The organism is Streptomyces sp. NBC_01485 (assembly GCF_036227125.1).
In the GTDB taxonomy this organism is placed as follows: domain Bacteria; phylum Actinomycetota; class Actinomycetes; order Streptomycetales; family Streptomycetaceae; genus Streptomyces.
This window is the reverse complement of record NZ_CP109435.1, coordinates 4,446,166-4,461,241: the sequence shown is the minus strand read 5'-3', so window position 1 is coordinate 4,461,241 and position 15,076 is coordinate 4,446,166. Positions and strand designations below refer to the sequence as shown.

Here is a 15,076-nt window from a genome sequence, read left to right as displayed (position 1 = left end):
GCTGAAACAGTTTCATAGTGTTTCGGTGGTCATAGCGTGAGGGAAACGCCCGGTTACATTCCGAACCCGGAAGCTAAGCCTTACAGCGCCGATGGTACTGCAGGGGGGACCCTGTGGGAGAGTAGGACACCGCCGAACAATCATTCCGGGAAACCCCCGCACCATCATGGTGCGGGGGTTTTCTGCGTTTCCGTTACCGTGGTCCACATGAACTACCAGATCCGTTCCATACGCGCCGACGAGTGGGCCGCGGCGAAGGAGCTGAGGCTCATCGCGTTGCGGGATCCGGTCGCGCATCTCGCTTTCCTCGACACGTACGACGTTGCCGCTGCCCGGCCGGACTCCTTCTGGCAGGAGCGGGCTGCGGGGGCCGCGGTGGGTGCCGGCGGGGCCCAGCAGATCGTCGCCGAGGGGCCGGACGGTGAGTGGGTCGGGACCGTGACCGTGCTCCTGGAAGAGTCCGGGACGACCGACTGGGCCGGGTTCGCGGTCGAGCAGAGGCAGGGGCACATCGTCGGGGTGTTCGTGCGGCCGGAGTGCCGGGGCATCGGGCTGACCGAGGTGCTCTTCGACGCGGGGCTCGAATGGGCCTGGAGCCGGGAGGCCGAGCGGGTGCGGCTCATCGTGCATGAGGACAACGGCCGGGCGCTGCGGTTCTACGGCAAGGTCGGGTTCGTACCCAGCGGGGTTGTCGTGGCTCTCTCGAAGGACACGGACGAGCGTGAGTTGGAGATGGTGGTCGAGCGGCCGTAGCGCGTTTCTGCCGGCCTATGCCGGTAGTTCGTGGTGGGGCCAGCGGGCCTTGGCCTGTTCGCGGGAGCGGAGCAGGGCCAGGGTGGGGAGGCCGCGGCTCGTGCCGGTGGCCAGGAGATCCGGGAGTTGGGAGATCGGGGCCACCGCTGCCACGTCGTCCAGGACCAGGGTCAGTGGTGGGTCGAGGCGACCGGAGGATGACCGTTCGGCCATGCGCCGGCCGCGCTCGACCACGCTGGAGACGAGGGCCGTCAGGAGGGGCATCGCGCCGGGATTCGTCCTGGGGTCCTCGATGGATTCACCGAGCACATAAAGCGTTCCCCCTTCGTTCACGAAGGAATCCAAGGCGAGGGCATCACTTCGGTTGGGAGTGCAGGCCTCGCGGATGTTCACCGTGGAGAGGGCGGAGAGGGCTCGGGAGGTCAGTTCCTGGGCGATGTCGCGGCGTTCGGGGTGGGCGGTGAGGGCGGCTTCGAGTTCGCCGGCCGCGCCCGGGGCCGCCTTGGGGTTGGTGCGGAGGGTGCGGACCGCGTCCTGGATTCCGGTGCCCTGGGACCAGCGGTGGACGTGGCGGATCGTGCGGCCGTCGATGGCGGCGGCGTGGAGGTAGCTGCGGAGGAGGATTTCCGCGGTGTCGCTGACCGCTTGGTCCAGGCGGGCGGTGGGGCGGACGGGGGTCAGGAGGGCGGCGGCTCTCGCCACTGCCGTTGCCTTGTCCGCGCAGCCTGTTGTGGGGGACCAGTGGAGGCGGGCCGGGGTGTCGCAGCGGTGGGTGGGGTCGTAGAGGTGGACCGGGCCCAGTTTGGCTCTGGCGTCCTTGGTGTCCTGCCAGAGGGCGGGGTTGGAGGTGAGGACGAGGGCGGGGCCGCCGTCGGCGTCCCGGATGGCCTGGGCTGCGGTGGTGTGGCGGGTTTCCGCGGGGGCGTAGCGCACGGTGCCCTCGGTGCGAGAGTTTTCCCAACCGTCCGACCGTTCACCTGGCAACAGGGAAGCGGAGGTTGAGGGGTGCTGTGCGGGTGCCGTTGGGCCGAGGGACGCCGTCGGCGTCGGGCTCAGCGGCTCTGCCAACTGCGTTGGCCCGGCTCCTGGCCTCGACTCCGTTTCCGAGCTCGGCCCGGTTTCTGGCCTGGGCTCCGTCCACGCGGCCGGCTCCGCCTCACCCCTCGGCCCGACCCCGGGCTCCATCTCCGGTCCAGGCCTCAGCCCGGACCCAAGCCTTGGCTTCGCCCCCGACTCCGACTCCGCCTCTGACCTCTGCACTGGCACCTCGTGTCCTGACGGTGCTGCCGGTGGCGTCGCAGTCCCACCGGATCGTCTCCTCGCCCGTACCGCTCGCCACCTTGCGACGGTGCCCATCGTGAACACGGTCAGGACGAGCAGGATCATCAGTTGGCCGATGAACAGGCCCCAGAAGAGGCCGTAGCCCGAGAGGGTGGGTGGGGATGCTTCTGGCCAGGCGCCGGGGATGTCGTGGGGCTGGGCGATGAGGTGGCGCATGGCCAGGGGGGTGCGGGTGAAGGTGACGCCGGTGGGCCAGGCGCCGTGGGAGAAGAGGGCTGCCAGGCCTGTTGCCGTCCAGACCAGGAGGGTCATGCCCAGCAGGAACGCGAGTATGCCGACCAGCAGGCCGTCGGGGATGCCCCCCTGGTTGCTTCCCTGAGCGCCTCCCCGGGTGCCTCCCTGGCCGTTGTGGTGGTGTTCGTCGGTTGGTCTCATCCCGCAGCCCCCGGCCCTCTTACGCCACCGTCGACTCGGACGAGCCGTCCAGGTCGGCCAGGTGTTGTTCCATGAAGGCCGCCGCTCGGCGTTCCTGTTCCAGTTCGGCGGCGAGGAGCGCGTCGTCGGCTGCGGCCGCCTGTTCGGCGGAGGATTCCGTCATGGCGCGGTCGGTGAAGACGAGGGGGCGTTCCGTCTCGGTGACCAGGTGTTTTACCACCTGTACGTTGCCGTTGACGTCCCACACCGCGATGCCGGGGGTGAGGGTGGGGATGATCTCGACCGCCCAGCGGGGGAGGCCCAGGACATGGCCGGTCGCCCTCGCCTCGTCGGCCTTTTGGGCGTAGATCGTCCTGGTCGACGCCATTTTGAGGATCGCGGCCGCTTCCTTGGCCGCCGCTCCGTCCACCACGTCCGACAAGTGGTGGACCACCGCCACGAACGACAGGCCCAGGCGTCGGCCGAACTTCAGCAGGCGCTGGAACAACTGGGCCACGAACGGGCTGTTGATGATGTGCCAGGCCTCCTCGACCAGGAAGATGCGCTTCTTCCGGTCGGGGCGGATCCAGGTGTGTTCGAGCCAGACCCCGACGATCGCCATCAGGATGGGCATGGCGATCGAGTTGCGGTCGATGTGGGACAAATCGAACACGATCAGGGGGGCGTCCAGGTCGATGCCGACCGTGGTCGGGCCGTCGAACATGCCCCTGAGGTCGCCGTCGACCAGGCGGTCCAGGACGAGTGCCACGTCCAGGCCCCAGGCCCGTACGTCGTCTATGGCGACGTTCATCGCCTCCGCCGACTCCGGTTCGGGGTGGCGGAGTTGTTCGACGATGTCCATCAGGACCGGCTGGCGTTCGACGATCGTCTCGTTGACGTAGGCGTGGGCGACCTTGAGGGCGAAGCCGGAGCGTTCGTCGAGGCTGTGGCCCATCGCCACCTCGATGATCGTGCGCAGCAGCGCGAGCTGGCCTGTCGTGGTGATCGACGGGTCCAGGGGGTTGAGGCGGATACCCATGTCCAGGGCGGCCGTCGGGTCCAGGCGGATGGGGGTTATGCCCAGCGCCTGCGCGATGAGGTTCCATTCGCCGACGCCGTCCTCGCCCTGGGCGTCCAGGACGACGACCTGGCGGTCGCGGAAGCGGAGCTGGCGCAGGACGTACGTCTTCTCCAGGGCCGACTTGCCGTTGCCGGACTCGCCGAGGACCAGCCAGTGGGGCGCGGGGAGCTGCTGGCCGTAGAGCTGGAAGGGGTCGTAGATGTACCCCTTTCCGGAGTAGACCTCGCGGCCGATGATGACGCCGGAGTCGCCGAGGCCGGGGGCGGCCGTGGGCAGGTAGACCGCCTGGGCCTGGCCCGTGGAGGTGCGTACCGGCAGCCGGGTCGTCTCGATCTTGCCGAAGAGGAAGGAGGTGAAGGCGTCCGTGAGGACGGACAGCGGATCCCGCATCAGCTCATCAGCCCCTACCTTCGGATTCCGGTGGCGAACGGGAGGGTGTTCACGAACGCCCGGTGGTGCTCTCGGTCGCACCACTCCAGCTTCAGGTACGACTTGCCGGCCGAGGCCCTTATCGTCCGTTTGTCGCGGGCGAGGGCCTCGGGGTTGCGGGAGGAGACGGTGATGTAGCCGACCAGGTTCACGCCGGCCGCGCCGGAGGCGAGGTCCTCGCCGCGCTGGTCGAGGCGGGAGTGGGCGGCCACGTCGCGGGGGTCCACGGTGCGGTTCATCTTGGCGGCGCGGCTGGCCTCCGCGTCGTCGTTCGTCTTCTCGGTCAGCATGCGTTCGATGGCGACCTCGGTGGGTTCGAGGTCCATCGTGACCGCGACCGTGCGGATGACGTCCGGGGTGTGGACGAGGAGGGGGGCCAGGAAGTTGACGCCCACCGGGGTCATCGGCCACTCCTTGACCCACGCGGTGGCGTGGCACCAGGGGGCGCGGGTGGACGACTCGCGGGTCTTGGCCTGGAGGAACGTCGGCTGCATGGCGTCCAGTTCGGCCGGCCAGGCGTTGCGCTTGGTCATCGCCTGGATGTGGTCGATGGGGTGGTCCGGGTCGTACATGGAGTGGACGAGGGAGGCGAGCCGGCCCTGGCCGAGGGGCTGGCGGACGCGGATGTCCGCCTCCTGGAGGCGGGAGCAGATGTCCGTCAGCTCGCGGGCCATGACGACGGCGAGGCCCGCGTCGCGGTCCAGTTTGCGGCCGGACTGGGGGCGGGCGGCGCGGGCCATGGCGTGGGCCTCGGCGGCGAGTTCGCGCGTGTAGTGCATGCAGGCGACGAGGTAGGCGCGGTGCTGTTCGCTGCTCGTGGACACCATGGACTGGAGCTGGTCGTAGGAGCGGGCCAGCCAGTCGGGGGACTTCTCGTCTCCGCGTACGGCGACGTCCTTGGCGTGGGCGTCGGGGTCGGCGGGGAGGGTGCGGGCGAGCATCTGGAGGCGGGTGACGAAGCCGTCGCCGTTGGCCACGTGCTTGAGGAGGGTGCCGAAGCGGTCGACGAGGGCTTCCTGGTCCTCGCTGTCGCGCAGGCCGACGCCCGGGCCCTCGATCTCGATGGCCGCCGTCACCGTACGGCGGTCGGCGTGGAGCAGTACGGCGATCTCGTCGGGGCCGAAGGGGGCGGCCAGCCAGCTGATGCGGCCGATGCCCGGGGGCGGGCCGATCTCGATCTCCTGGCCGTCGAGCCGGGTGCCGGCCTCCACGGCGGTCGAGCGGTACGTGGTGCCCTGGCGGAGGCTGCGCTTGTAACTGCGGTTGATCTCGAACCACTTGTAGAACGTGCGGTGCTTGTACGGCACGTAGACCGCGGCCAGCGCGAGCATCGGGAAGCCGCTCAGCGCGGCGATGCGCAGGGCGAGGACGGGGACGAGGAGGCCGCACATCATGCCGAGGAACGCGCCGATGACGATGAGCGCGATCTCGCCGGTCTCGCGGTTGCGGCCGACGATCGCGTTCGGCCGGGCGCGGCCGACCAGATATGTACGGCGGGGCGTCATCGCGTGGGACAGGTGGGTATCGGTCGTCAACGCCCTTCACCTCCCGTGCGGTTGGGGCTGCTGTTGCGGTTGTTGCCGGCGTGCGGGGTGTTGACCGGGCTGCTCGCGCGGGGCGCGGGTGCGGCGGAGGGGACAGATCCGCCGCCCCCGTTCGAGGAGCGCGAGCTGTGCGCGGCCACCCCGCCGCTGACGGGGTTGGACGGGCGGGCGCCGGATCCGGACTGGCCTCCGCCCCCGTTGTTGTCCGCACGGGTGCTGTGCGTCTTGATGCCCTGGGCGACGAGGGTCGCGGGGCTGCTGATGACGGCGGCGGCCTTGCCTTCGGCGCCCTGCATGATGCGGTTGTTGCGGCCGCTGGCGATCTCGTCGCCGAAGCCGGGCACGAAGCGGTAGATCATCGCGCTGGCGAAGATGGCGAGCAGGATGATGGAGAGGCCGGAGACGACGGCGGAGAAGGCGTTCGGGCCGTCGTCGCTGGACAGCGCGCCGGCGAGGCCGAGCACTATCACGATGACCGGTTTGACCAGGATGACGGCGATCATGATGCCGGCCCAGCGGCGGACGTGGCTCCACAGGTGCTTGTCGACCAGGCCCGCGTAGACGACGGTGCCGAGCAGCGCGCCGACGTAGAGCAGGGCGGCGCGCAGCACGAGCTCCAGCCAGAGGACGCCGGCGGCGAGGATCGACACGAGCGAGACGACGATCAGCATGATCGGGCCGCCGCCGATGTCCTCGCCCTTGGCGAGGGCCGCGGAGAAGGTGCCGAAGAACGTGTCGGTCTGGTTGCCGGTGGTCTTCGCGAGGACGTCGGTGATGCCGTCCGTGGCGGAGACGACGGTGTAGAGGATGAGGGGGGTGAAGGCGGAGGCGAGGACGGTCAGCCAGAGGAAGCCGACGGCTTCGCCGATGGCGGTGGTGACCGGGACCCCGCGCACCGCCCGCTTGGCGACGGCCAGCAGCCACAGCAGGAGCGTGAGGACGGTCGAGGCGGCGAAGACGACGGCGTACTGCTTGAGGAACTTCTCGTTGGTGAAGTCGACGTTCGCCGTGTCCTTCACGGCGTCGCTGAGCTTGGTGACGGTCCAGGCGGCGGCGTCGGCACAGCCCTTGGCGAGGGAGGAGAGGGGGTCGAGGGTGTCGGAGACGTTGGGGGTGGTGCCGGAGGACGGGTTCTCCCCCTTTTGGCAGTAGTCCCTGGCGGGGCCGCGGATGAGTTCGCTGCAGGCGCTGTCGCTCGGGGACGCGGAGGGGGACGGCGAAGGGCTGGGCGTCGGCGCGGCGAAGGCGCGGGTGGCCAGCAGCACGGCTGTGGTCTGAACGGCGGCCAGGGCGGCCGTCACCTTGAGGGGCAGGTGCTTAGCGCGCATAGGTGAACCCTCCGTACTCCTCGACGGCCTTCGTCATGTCGTCGGCGGTGGAGGCCTGCTGGTCGCGCCCGACCGGAACGGGCCCGTCCTTCTGCTGGAAGTCGGCGACCTTCCAGTCGTTGTCGGTCCACGTGAGCTGGTAGGTGGTGGTGAACCAGCTCTCGGAGACGGGGTTCGTCGAGGCCGCGCCCGAGAGCCCGAAGAGCGACGTGTACCAGACCTCGACGGTGGCATTGCTCGCGCTGGAGGCCGTGACCTTGGTGCCCACGGGAATGACCCGGGAGACGAAGGTCTGGCCGTCCGGGGCGGTGCCGTCCTTGTCGAGCCCGATGTTGCTCAGGAACGTCTCGCTCGCGTACGCGGTGTCCAGGGCGGACTGCCGGGTGGCGGCGACGGTGGGTGCGTACACGGTGTCGACGATCTGGTGCCGTCGGTCCGTGAGGAACATGTCCGCCGACCCCAGTGCCACGGCGTAGTTGGCCGCGGCGCTCTGGGCGCCCTGCGCATCGTGCGCGTACCCGGTCGGAATGGTGCCGCTCTTCGACTCCACCGGCTTGGTCCCGCTGGCTGCCGTGCTGGTCGTCTTCGGTTTGCCGGCGCCGGTGGATCCGTCGGCCGAGGTGGAAGAGGAATCGCCTCCTCCGCGGTTCGCGAAGGCGATCGCCGCGATGAGGAGGACGACGACGCCGACGACCGTGACCAGGCTCCGGGAGGAGGAGCGGGAGCCTCTGCGGGCGCCGCCGTAGGGGTCGCTGTCGGGCAGGCGGAGGCGGGTCGCGCCGTAGCCGTGGCCCTCGTCGGTGCGCGCGGGTTCGCCGTAGTCGTGTTCGTCGCCGGGAGTCATGCCGCGTACGCCCCCTCGCTGCCGTACCGGACCGCGTAGAAGTACGACGGTAGCCGTGCTGGTTCCCGCGCGGGCGCGGTGTGGTGACTCGACATCAGGGACATCAGGGAAACGCAACCTCAGCCGGTGGGCACGACAGGTGGGTGGGGACGGCGGGCCGGGCGCGCCCGGACGGGACTGGGGGTGGTGCGCGGGACTCCTGCTACACGGCCATGCCGTACACGATCGTGAACAGTGTCCCGAGGGAGCCGATGATGAAGACGCCCGTCAGGCCCGCGATGATGAGGCCCTTGCCCTGTTCCGCACTGAAGGTGTCCCGCAGGGCGGTCGCGCCGATGCGTTGCTTGGCCGCGCCCCAGATGGCGATGCCGAGGCAGAGCAGGATGGCGACCGCCATCACGACCTCGATCATCACCTTGGCCTCGTTGCCCAGGCTGCCGAAGGGCCCCCAGTCCGGAGCGATCCCGCCGATGATGGTGTTGATATCGCCCTTGTCGGCCGCAAACAGCATGTAAGTCACCGCCCCTGGTGGGTAGTTCCGCCGTTCCCCTGCCGGTGTGCAGAGGTCACGCCTCATTCTCGCCGACAAATCCGCCGTCGTATGTCGACTTGGCGTCTTTGATGGGCGGGATTCGTACGAATGGCTCGTACGGTCACTCTGTGTATCACGGCAGGTCACGCCGGGCAATGAGGCCGGAGCGGAACCTGTGGTGTGGTTCCGTCGTTAGCCCACTTCACGGCCCTGCGCCGGTTCTGACGGATGGTCGGGTGAGCGTACGTTTCGATGGTCTCACGACCTGTGGTTCTCATCACTAACGGCGAACACGATGGAACGGCGAGCGGGCCGCGGCTGGATGCCGCGGCCCGCTCGCCGTTCACCACGTGTGGCCCCCACGGCCCCACTGTGGCTGCTTCTGTGTGACGGAGGGTCAGCCGGTGAAGGCGTCCGTGCCCTCCGGGGTGCCGAGGCCGGTGGGGCCGTCGTAGCCGGACTTGGCGGTGCAGAGGTAGGCGGCGCTGGAGGAGCAGGTGCCGTTGCTGCCGCTGGTGACGTCGTTCAGGGCCGAGGTGCCGGCCGCCGAGTAGAGGTACGAGGCCGGGTAGTCGCTGCTGCCGGGGGTGCCGGCGAGGGCGTAGACCGCGGCGATGATGGGCGCGGAGGCGCTGGTGCCGCCGAAGGTGTACCAGCCGGCGGTGACGCCGTAGGAGTCGTAGACCGAGACGCCGGTCGCCGGGTCGGCCACGGCCGAGACGTCGGAGATGGTGCGCTTGGCGCAGCCGGTGTCGGTCTGCCAGGTCGGCTTGGCGTCGTAGGCGGAGCAGCCGGAGCCGGTGCCCTCGGTGGAGCTGGTGTTCCAGACCTTCTCGGTCCAGCCGCGGCTGTTGGAGGAGCTGGAGAGGGCGGTGCCGCCGACGGACGTCACGTACTTGGAGGCGGCCGGGTACTCGGCGCCGTAGCCCTCGTCGCCCGCGCTGACGGTGATGGCGACGCCCGGGTGCTTGAAGTACGAGGTGTCGTAGGAGGTGTCGGAGGAGGACTCGCCGCCGCCGTAGCTGTTGGAGACGAACTTCGCGCCGAGTGAGACGGCCTCGTTCACGCCCTTGCCGAGGTTGGCCATGGACGAGGAGGACGCCTCGACCAGCAGGATCTTGCAGTTCGGGCAGACCGCGCTGGCCATGTCGAGGTCCAGGGACTCTTCCTGGGCCCAGCCGCTGTCGGCGGTGGGGAGGGAGGTCGTGGAGCCGGTCTGGCTGACCTTCTTGAAGCAGCCGTTGGCGACGGTGCAGGCCGGGAGGCCGTAGTGCGTGCGGTACTTGGCGAGGTCGGCGGCGGCGTTCGGGTCGTCGTAGGCGTCGACGATCGCGATGGTCTCGCCGGAGCCGTTGCTCGAGGCCGCGTCGGTCAGGCCGTAGGCGTTCTGGAGGTCGGACGGGCCGTAGCCGGTGGGGCTGGCGGACGAGGCCTTCGGGGTGACCGTGGCGGCCTTGCCGGTCTCGGCGGCGCGTTCCTTCTGGAAGGCCGTGGTGCCGCCGGTCACGCGGAAGGAGTTGCAGGCCAGGTCGCCCTTGTGCTTGGGGACGGCGCAGGGGGTGGCCGCCCAGGTGACCTTGGCAGGCGTGGCCTTGGCGACGGACGTGGCCTTGATGGTGGCCGTGGGCACCGCGCTCGCGTGGGCCGCGGTGCCGATACCGGCGAGCACGAGTACGGCGGTGCCGAGGGCCGAGGCGCTAACGCGGCGCCATCTGCCGGATATGGCAGGGGTGTTGGGGGAAGTCGTCGTACGCAACGGACAGCTCCTGGGGATCAGTGGCAGGGGCGGTGCGGGTGGGGGGTGGTGCGTGCCACCGGTACGAGATCCCCGGCGGCGGGCGGCGGCCCGCCGTCACTGTGTGCTTGTTGAGTACGCGACAACAAGACAGGCGGTCGAATCCTGACTCCTGCCTTACTGAACGGGGTTGCGGGATTGCTGATCAATGGCTGGCGGATGGTGTGAAGATGGCCGGGACTTGACCTCCGGTGGTCGTGAGTCGCGGAGATTCGGGGCTCTGCTGCACGCGGACGGGTGGCGCGATCAGCATTTGCATGCTGTGGTGCGGGGTGATGTGTGAGGTATGGGGTGCGAGGTGTGGGGTGTGAGGCGTGGGGTCAGGCTCCTTCGTTGCCCTCTGTGCCCTCTGTGCCCTCTACGCCTTCTACGAAGTGGTCGAATTCGCCTGCCTGGACGCCCAGGACGAACGCGTCCCATTTGCGGCGGTTGGTGGTGACGACGTTCTCCGGGTCGCTGGTCTCCCGCAGGTAGACGGGTGCCTCGCCGTCGTCCCCCTCGCCGAAGGCGATCTCGATCCAGGGGCCGGGTCCGGTCGCGTCCGGCGGTGCGGCGCGGGTCCAGGTGAGGTCGGAGGGGATTTCAGCCACGGGGGCGTCCTTTCTGAGAACTGAAACGCTGGGGAGGTTGTGTGGGCCGAGTGCGGGTAGCGTCGTATGGGAAAGCACGCGTCTGACGTTTCTCTCACCTTCGTGGGACACAGTGAACCCGATGAAGCGAAACGCCCTGCTCGGTGCGGTCGTCATGCTGGCCGTCACCTCCGCCTCCGAAGCGGCTGCCGACGGCGGGCCCGGCCCCCTGGGGGTGACGGCCGTCGCGGTGGCGACGTCGCAGTCCGCGCGGATCGGCGCGCTGTTCAGCGCGGACGACGCCGGCGCCGGCAGATTCACCGGTGAGCACTTCTGCACCGCCTCCGTCGTGCACAGTCCGCACCACGACCTCATCGCCACCGCCGCGCACTGCCTCAGCAGCGGGGTGGGCGAACTGGTGTTCGTACCCGGATACCGGGCGGGCACCGCCCCCTACGGGATCTGGAAGGTCGAGCGGTCCTTCCTGCCCGACGGGTGGGCGAAGGGGCAGAGCGAGGACAGCGACGTGGCGTTCGCCGTGCTCGGGGAGCGGGACGGGAAGGGCGTCGAGGACGTCGTCGGCGGCAATCGGTTCGTGGCGCGTACCACCACCGGGGCCACCCCCGTGACGGTCACCGGCTACCCCGACTCCCTCGACGTGCCGATCCGCTGCACGAACCGGCCCACCGCCCACAACGCCACCCAGCAGCGCATCACCTGCCCCGAGTTCACCGGCGGCACCAGCGGCAGCCCCTGGGTGAACGGCGACGACGAGGTCGTGGGCATCCTGGGCGGCCACGAACAGGGCGGGGCCACGCCCGACATCTCGTACAGCGTGGTGCTGGGGGCGGAGGCGGCGGAGCTGTACCGGGACGCGGCCTCCGACCCGTAGTACCCGTAGGTCCCGGAGTCCCGTAGTGCCCCTCGGCGTACTACGGGACTCCGGGTATTACGGGTATTACGGGTATTACGCGATCCGGTGGACGAGCTGGGTGCTCAGTTCGTAGCGGGCGCCCACGACGGCCAGTGCGCCGGTGGAGATCTTCGCGGCGAGGTCGGGTTCGGCGGTGAGGCGTGAGTGGACGGCTCGTATGTTGGCGTCGATGGTCGCGTCGACGCGGGCGTCGCCCTGCTTCGTGCGGTCTATGGACGGGCTGATCCGGTCGGCCAGGTACTGGATGTGGGCGGGCAGCCGCTCGCCGGACAGGTCCGCCTGGACGGCCGCCTTCACCGCGCCGCACGACTGGTGACCGAGCACCACGACCAGCGGTATCCCCAGTTCGAGCACGCCGTAGGCCACGCTGCCGAGTACGGCCTCGTCGAGGACCTCGCCGGCGGTGCGGACGGTCATCAGGTCGCCGAGGCCCTGGTCGAAGACCAGCTCGGGCGGTACGCGGGAGTCGATGCAGCCGAGGACGACGGCGAAGGGGTGCTGACCTGCCGTCAGGCTCTGCCGGACGGCGCACGTCTCGTCCGGGTGCCGCTCGCGGAAGGCGCGCCAGCGCCGGTTGCCCGCGGTCAGTTCGCGCAGGGCCTCTTCGGCGGTACCGGGCCTAGGGGTGGTGCCGCGCGGGGAGGTGCGGTGGGGGGCGGCGGAGGCGGGAGCCGTTCCGAGGGCGAGGCCGCCCAGGGTCGCCGCGCCGGCCAGGCCGCGCAGGAGTGCGCGGCGCGCGGTGGCGGCCGGACCCTGGGCGACGGCTCTGTGGGGGGTGTTCTCAGAGTTCACGGGGTGGAACGTACGTCCGAGCCCGAACCCGGTCGCGGGCGTTGCCGAATCATGGCCGTGCATGAGGATGACGGGATCGAACGCTGGGCGATCTTTGACGTCGTCAAAAGCTGCCGTTGACCCATGGGCTGCTAGGAACCCGCCGGCCCACCGACCGGCCGGCCCGCTAACTCGCCGCGCTCACGATCAGGACCACCAGCCAGCTCGCGACGAGGGTGATGCCCACGTAGGCCAGGGGGCGTTGGAAGATCGGCTTGCCGGGGGTGAGGGTGGTGGGGGTCGGGGTGGGGTGGGGGAGCTTGGTGATCTTGAAGTGGGTGTAGAGGTTCCAGGCGAGGGTCAGCCAGCAGAGGAGGAAGAGGGACAGGACGCTGAACCAGCCGGCCGCCAGGGTCTTGGCCGTCATGTCACGGTGGATCGCGGTCGCGCAGGTACGGCACAGCGGACCTTCCACCTTGGCGGTCCGCATCGCCAGGATCAGGCCCGTGTGCTGCCGGATCTCGATGTCCGCCGAGGCCGGCTGCGCGGTGCAGATCCGGCAGACGGAGACGGTGACACCGGTGGGGGCGGGGTACTGCGGCTGCTGTCCGTACGGCGCCTGCGGGTGCTGCTGGGCGTACTGGCTCTGTGGATGCTGCTGGGCGTACGGGCCCTGCGGGGGTTGGCCGTACGCCGTGGCCGGGGGTGCGTAGGCCGGATGCTGTGGACCGTTCGGCGCGTAACCCCCTTGTGGAGCAGCCGGGTTGGGGTGAGCCGGGTGCTGTGGGGGGTAGGGGGTCGTCACGTGCGGGTCTCTCCTTGTGCGTGATCACCCCGTCGCGAGGGGGCCGCCCCTACACTGTCGGGGGCGGACTCCTGGGCGGCGAGGGGCGGTTGACGGTGCGTAAGGGATGGGTCGTAGCGACCGCTGCCGTCGGTGCCGGGGTCGCCTTCATGATGGCGCTCGTCGTCGGGGTGTACGTCGTCGGCGGGAACATCACGAACGGGGTGGGCGGGGCGACCAGGTCGCTGGCCAAGGGGGCCGTGCCGACCGCGTATCAGACGCTCGTGCAGAAGTGGGGCAACCTCTGCGCCGCCATCAACCCCGCGCTGCTCGCCGCCCAGCTCTACCAGGAGAGCGGGTTCAACCCGAGGGCGCAGAGCGCCGCCGCCGCGCAGGGGATAGCGCAGTTCATCCCGGGAACCTGGGCCACGCACGGCGTCGACGGCGACGGGGACGGCGATCGCGACGTCTGGGACCCGAATGACGCGATTCCGTCGGCCGCGTCGTACGACTGCCAGCTCGCGTCGTACGTGAAGACCGTGCCGGGCGACGCCACGAGGAACATGCTCGCGGCCTACAACGCGGGGCCGGACGCGGTCATCCGGTACGGCGGGGTGCCGCCGTACAAGGAGACCCAGAACTACGTGAAGACGATCACGACGCTGGAGGAGTCCTTCGCCGCGCCCGTCAGCCGGGTGGATCCGTCCAAGCAGGCCGCCGGGGCCATCTACTACGCGCAGAAGAAGCTCGGCACGCCCTATCTCTGGGGCGGCAACGGCACCGCTGACCAGGGCGGACGGTTCGACTGCTCCGGGTTGACCAAGGCCGCGTACGAGAGCGTCGGGATCACGCTGCCCCGGGTCGCCAACGACCAGTACAACGCCGGGCCGCACCCGAAGCGGAGCGAGCTGCTGCCGGGGGACCTGGTGTTCTTCTCGACCGATCCCGGCAACTCGCGGGCCATCCACCACGTGGGCATGTACGTCGGCGGCGGCTACATGATCAACGCGCCCTACACGGGGGCGGTCATCCGGTTCGACCCCATCGACACGGCCGAGTACTTCGGGGCCACCCGGGTCACCGAAGATGGCGCGAAAGCGCTCCCCGCGACGGTCTGACGCGGGCCTGGACCCGGCCTCTGAGCTGCGGGGACGTGTCTCTCTTCGATAACGTCTGAGTGATCATTCGGTGGAGAGTGGAACGTATCAACCGGGGCCGTGCGTTCCTGTTGAAGCGGGCGCATGTGAGGTGCGCCGGGCAGCACACGACGAAGGGGCCGCAGCACCATGGCTGGACTCGCCGAATCCGGGTCGAACCCTGACGTCGACCTGCTCTACGACATCAACGGCCTCGCCAAGGACGCCCCGCACTGGCTCGACCGCACCGTCGGCTTCGTGGGCGAGTACGGGCTGCTGCTCGCGATGGTGCTGTTGATCGTGGGGTGCTGGTGGGGTGTGCGGAGGCGGCCCGGTGGGGCCGAGGACGCCGCTTCCTCCGTCGCCGCCCTGGTGTGGGCGCCGCTCGCCGCCGCGATCGCCGTGCTGGTGAACGTGCCCATACGGGGGTTCGTGGAGCGGCCCCGGCCCTTCCTCGACCACCAGGGGCTGGAGGTGCTGGTCTCCGGCAAGACCGACTACTCCTTCGTCAGCGACCACGCCACCATCACCATGGCCATGGCCGTCGGGCTGTTCGTCGCCAGCCGGAAGTTCGGGCTGGTGGGGATAGTGATCGCCCTGCTCGAAGGGTTCTGCCGGGTGTACATGGGCGTGCACTACCCGACCGACGTGGTGGGCGGCTTCGCGCTCGGGACGGCCGTCGCCCTGCTGCTGTCGCCCGTCGCCTCCATGCTGCTCACCCCGGTGCTGAAGGCCGTCGACCGGTCGCCCCGGCTCGGGTGGGTCGTGCGCAGCCGCGCCGCTCGGCTCGGCGAACGGGACGGGTTCGTTCCGGGGGCGCGCAGCGAGGTCGCCGCGGAGGAGCGGGACCTCGCCGCATAGGGGCGGCCGGCCTGGCTCGG

General features: G+C 69.9%; 14 protein-coding genes and 1 rRNA gene. 5 read left to right on the top strand and 10 right to left on the bottom strand.

Annotated features, from left to right (window positions below; translation table 11 throughout):
- Positions 1–21: 21 nt before the first annotated feature.
- Positions 22–138 (top strand): 5S ribosomal RNA (rrf, locus tag OG352_RS20325).
- Positions 139–207: 69 nt separating this feature from the next.
- Positions 208–753, top strand: coding sequence for a GNAT family N-acetyltransferase (locus OG352_RS20320; protein WP_329218737.1), 546 nt, complete (start codon positions 208–210; stop codon positions 751–753).
- Between the two features lie 15 nt (positions 754–768).
- On the opposite strand, the gene OG352_RS20315 is transcribed toward OG352_RS20320, so the two are convergent.
- The 8 genes from OG352_RS20315 to OG352_RS20280 all read right to left on the bottom strand — a co-directional run bounded on the left by OG352_RS20315 (position 769) and on the right by OG352_RS20280 (position 10,591).
- Positions 769–2,469 carry a type VI secretion protein gene (locus tag OG352_RS20315; RefSeq protein WP_329218736.1) on the bottom strand — a complete coding sequence of 567 codons (1,701 nt, stop codon included), beginning with the start codon at positions 2,467–2,469 and terminating at the stop codon, positions 769–771.
- Between the two features lie 19 nt (positions 2,470–2,488).
- Positions 2,489–3,919 carry an ATP-binding protein gene (locus tag OG352_RS20310; protein ID WP_329218734.1) on the bottom strand — a complete coding sequence of 477 codons (1,431 nt, stop codon included), beginning with the start codon at positions 3,917–3,919 and terminating at the stop codon, positions 2,489–2,491.
- 14 nt (positions 3,920–3,933) lie between these two features.
- A complete protein-coding gene (locus tag OG352_RS20305; protein WP_329218732.1) occupies positions 3,934–5,493 on the bottom strand; it encodes an SCO6880 family protein in 1,560 nt (519 codons plus the stop codon).
- On the bottom strand, positions 5,490–6,830 hold the full coding sequence (locus tag OG352_RS20300; RefSeq protein ID WP_329218730.1) for a hypothetical protein: 1,341 nt from the start codon (positions 6,828–6,830) through the stop codon (positions 5,490–5,492). Before OG352_RS20300 ends, OG352_RS20305 begins: the two co-directional genes overlap by 4 nt.
- Entirely contained in the window at positions 6,820–7,674 is an 855-nt protein-coding gene (locus OG352_RS20295; protein ID WP_329218729.1) for a hypothetical protein, read from the bottom strand. The genes OG352_RS20300 and OG352_RS20295 overlap by 11 nt, the downstream gene beginning before the upstream one ends.
- Positions 7,675–7,876: 202 nt before the next feature.
- Positions 7,877–8,185 (bottom strand): hypothetical protein, encoded by a 309-nt coding sequence (locus OG352_RS20290; protein WP_003991275.1) that lies wholly within the window; start codon positions 8,183–8,185, stop codon positions 7,877–7,879.
- Positions 8,186–8,603: 418 nt separating this feature from the next.
- Positions 8,604–9,962, bottom strand: coding sequence for a S53 family peptidase (locus OG352_RS20285; RefSeq protein ID WP_329218727.1), 1,359 nt, complete (start codon positions 9,960–9,962; stop codon positions 8,604–8,606).
- Positions 9,963–10,321: 359 nt separating this feature from the next.
- On the bottom strand, positions 10,322–10,591 hold the full coding sequence (locus tag OG352_RS20280) for a DUF397 domain-containing protein (protein ID WP_329218725.1): 270 nt from the start codon (positions 10,589–10,591) through the stop codon (positions 10,322–10,324).
- 121 nt (positions 10,592–10,712) lie between these two features.
- On the opposite strand from OG352_RS20280, the gene OG352_RS20275 reads away from it, so the two are divergent.
- The gene (locus tag OG352_RS20275) at positions 10,713–11,462 is read left to right on the top strand and encodes a trypsin-like peptidase domain-containing protein (RefSeq protein WP_329218723.1); all 750 of its coding nucleotides are present in this window, start codon (positions 10,713–10,715) and stop codon (positions 11,460–11,462) included.
- A 75-nt stretch (positions 11,463–11,537) separates the two neighbouring features.
- Here OG352_RS20275 and OG352_RS20270 read toward each other — a convergent pair whose 3' ends face one another.
- Both OG352_RS20270 and OG352_RS20265 read right to left on the bottom strand, forming a co-directional pair.
- Positions 11,538–12,296, bottom strand: a complete 759-nt coding sequence (locus OG352_RS20270; RefSeq protein WP_329218722.1) for a carbonic anhydrase — start codon at positions 12,294–12,296, stop codon at positions 11,538–11,540.
- 166 nt (positions 12,297–12,462) lie between these two features.
- Positions 12,463–13,080 (bottom strand): hypothetical protein, encoded by a 618-nt coding sequence (locus OG352_RS20265; protein WP_329218721.1) that lies wholly within the window; start codon positions 13,078–13,080, stop codon positions 12,463–12,465.
- A gap of 89 nt (positions 13,081–13,169) precedes the next feature.
- Here OG352_RS20265 and OG352_RS20260 point away from each other — a divergent pair, with 89 nt between their 5' ends.
- Together OG352_RS20260 and OG352_RS20255 are read left to right on the top strand one after the other, a co-directional pair.
- A complete protein-coding gene (locus tag OG352_RS20260) occupies positions 13,170–14,177 on the top strand; it encodes a C40 family peptidase (protein ID WP_329218719.1) in 1,008 nt (335 codons plus the stop codon).
- A gap of 168 nt (positions 14,178–14,345) precedes the next feature.
- Entirely contained in the window at positions 14,346–15,056 is a 711-nt protein-coding gene (locus OG352_RS20255) for a phosphatase PAP2 family protein (protein WP_329218717.1), read from the top strand.
- The last annotated feature ends 20 nt before the right edge of the window (positions 15,057–15,076 follow it).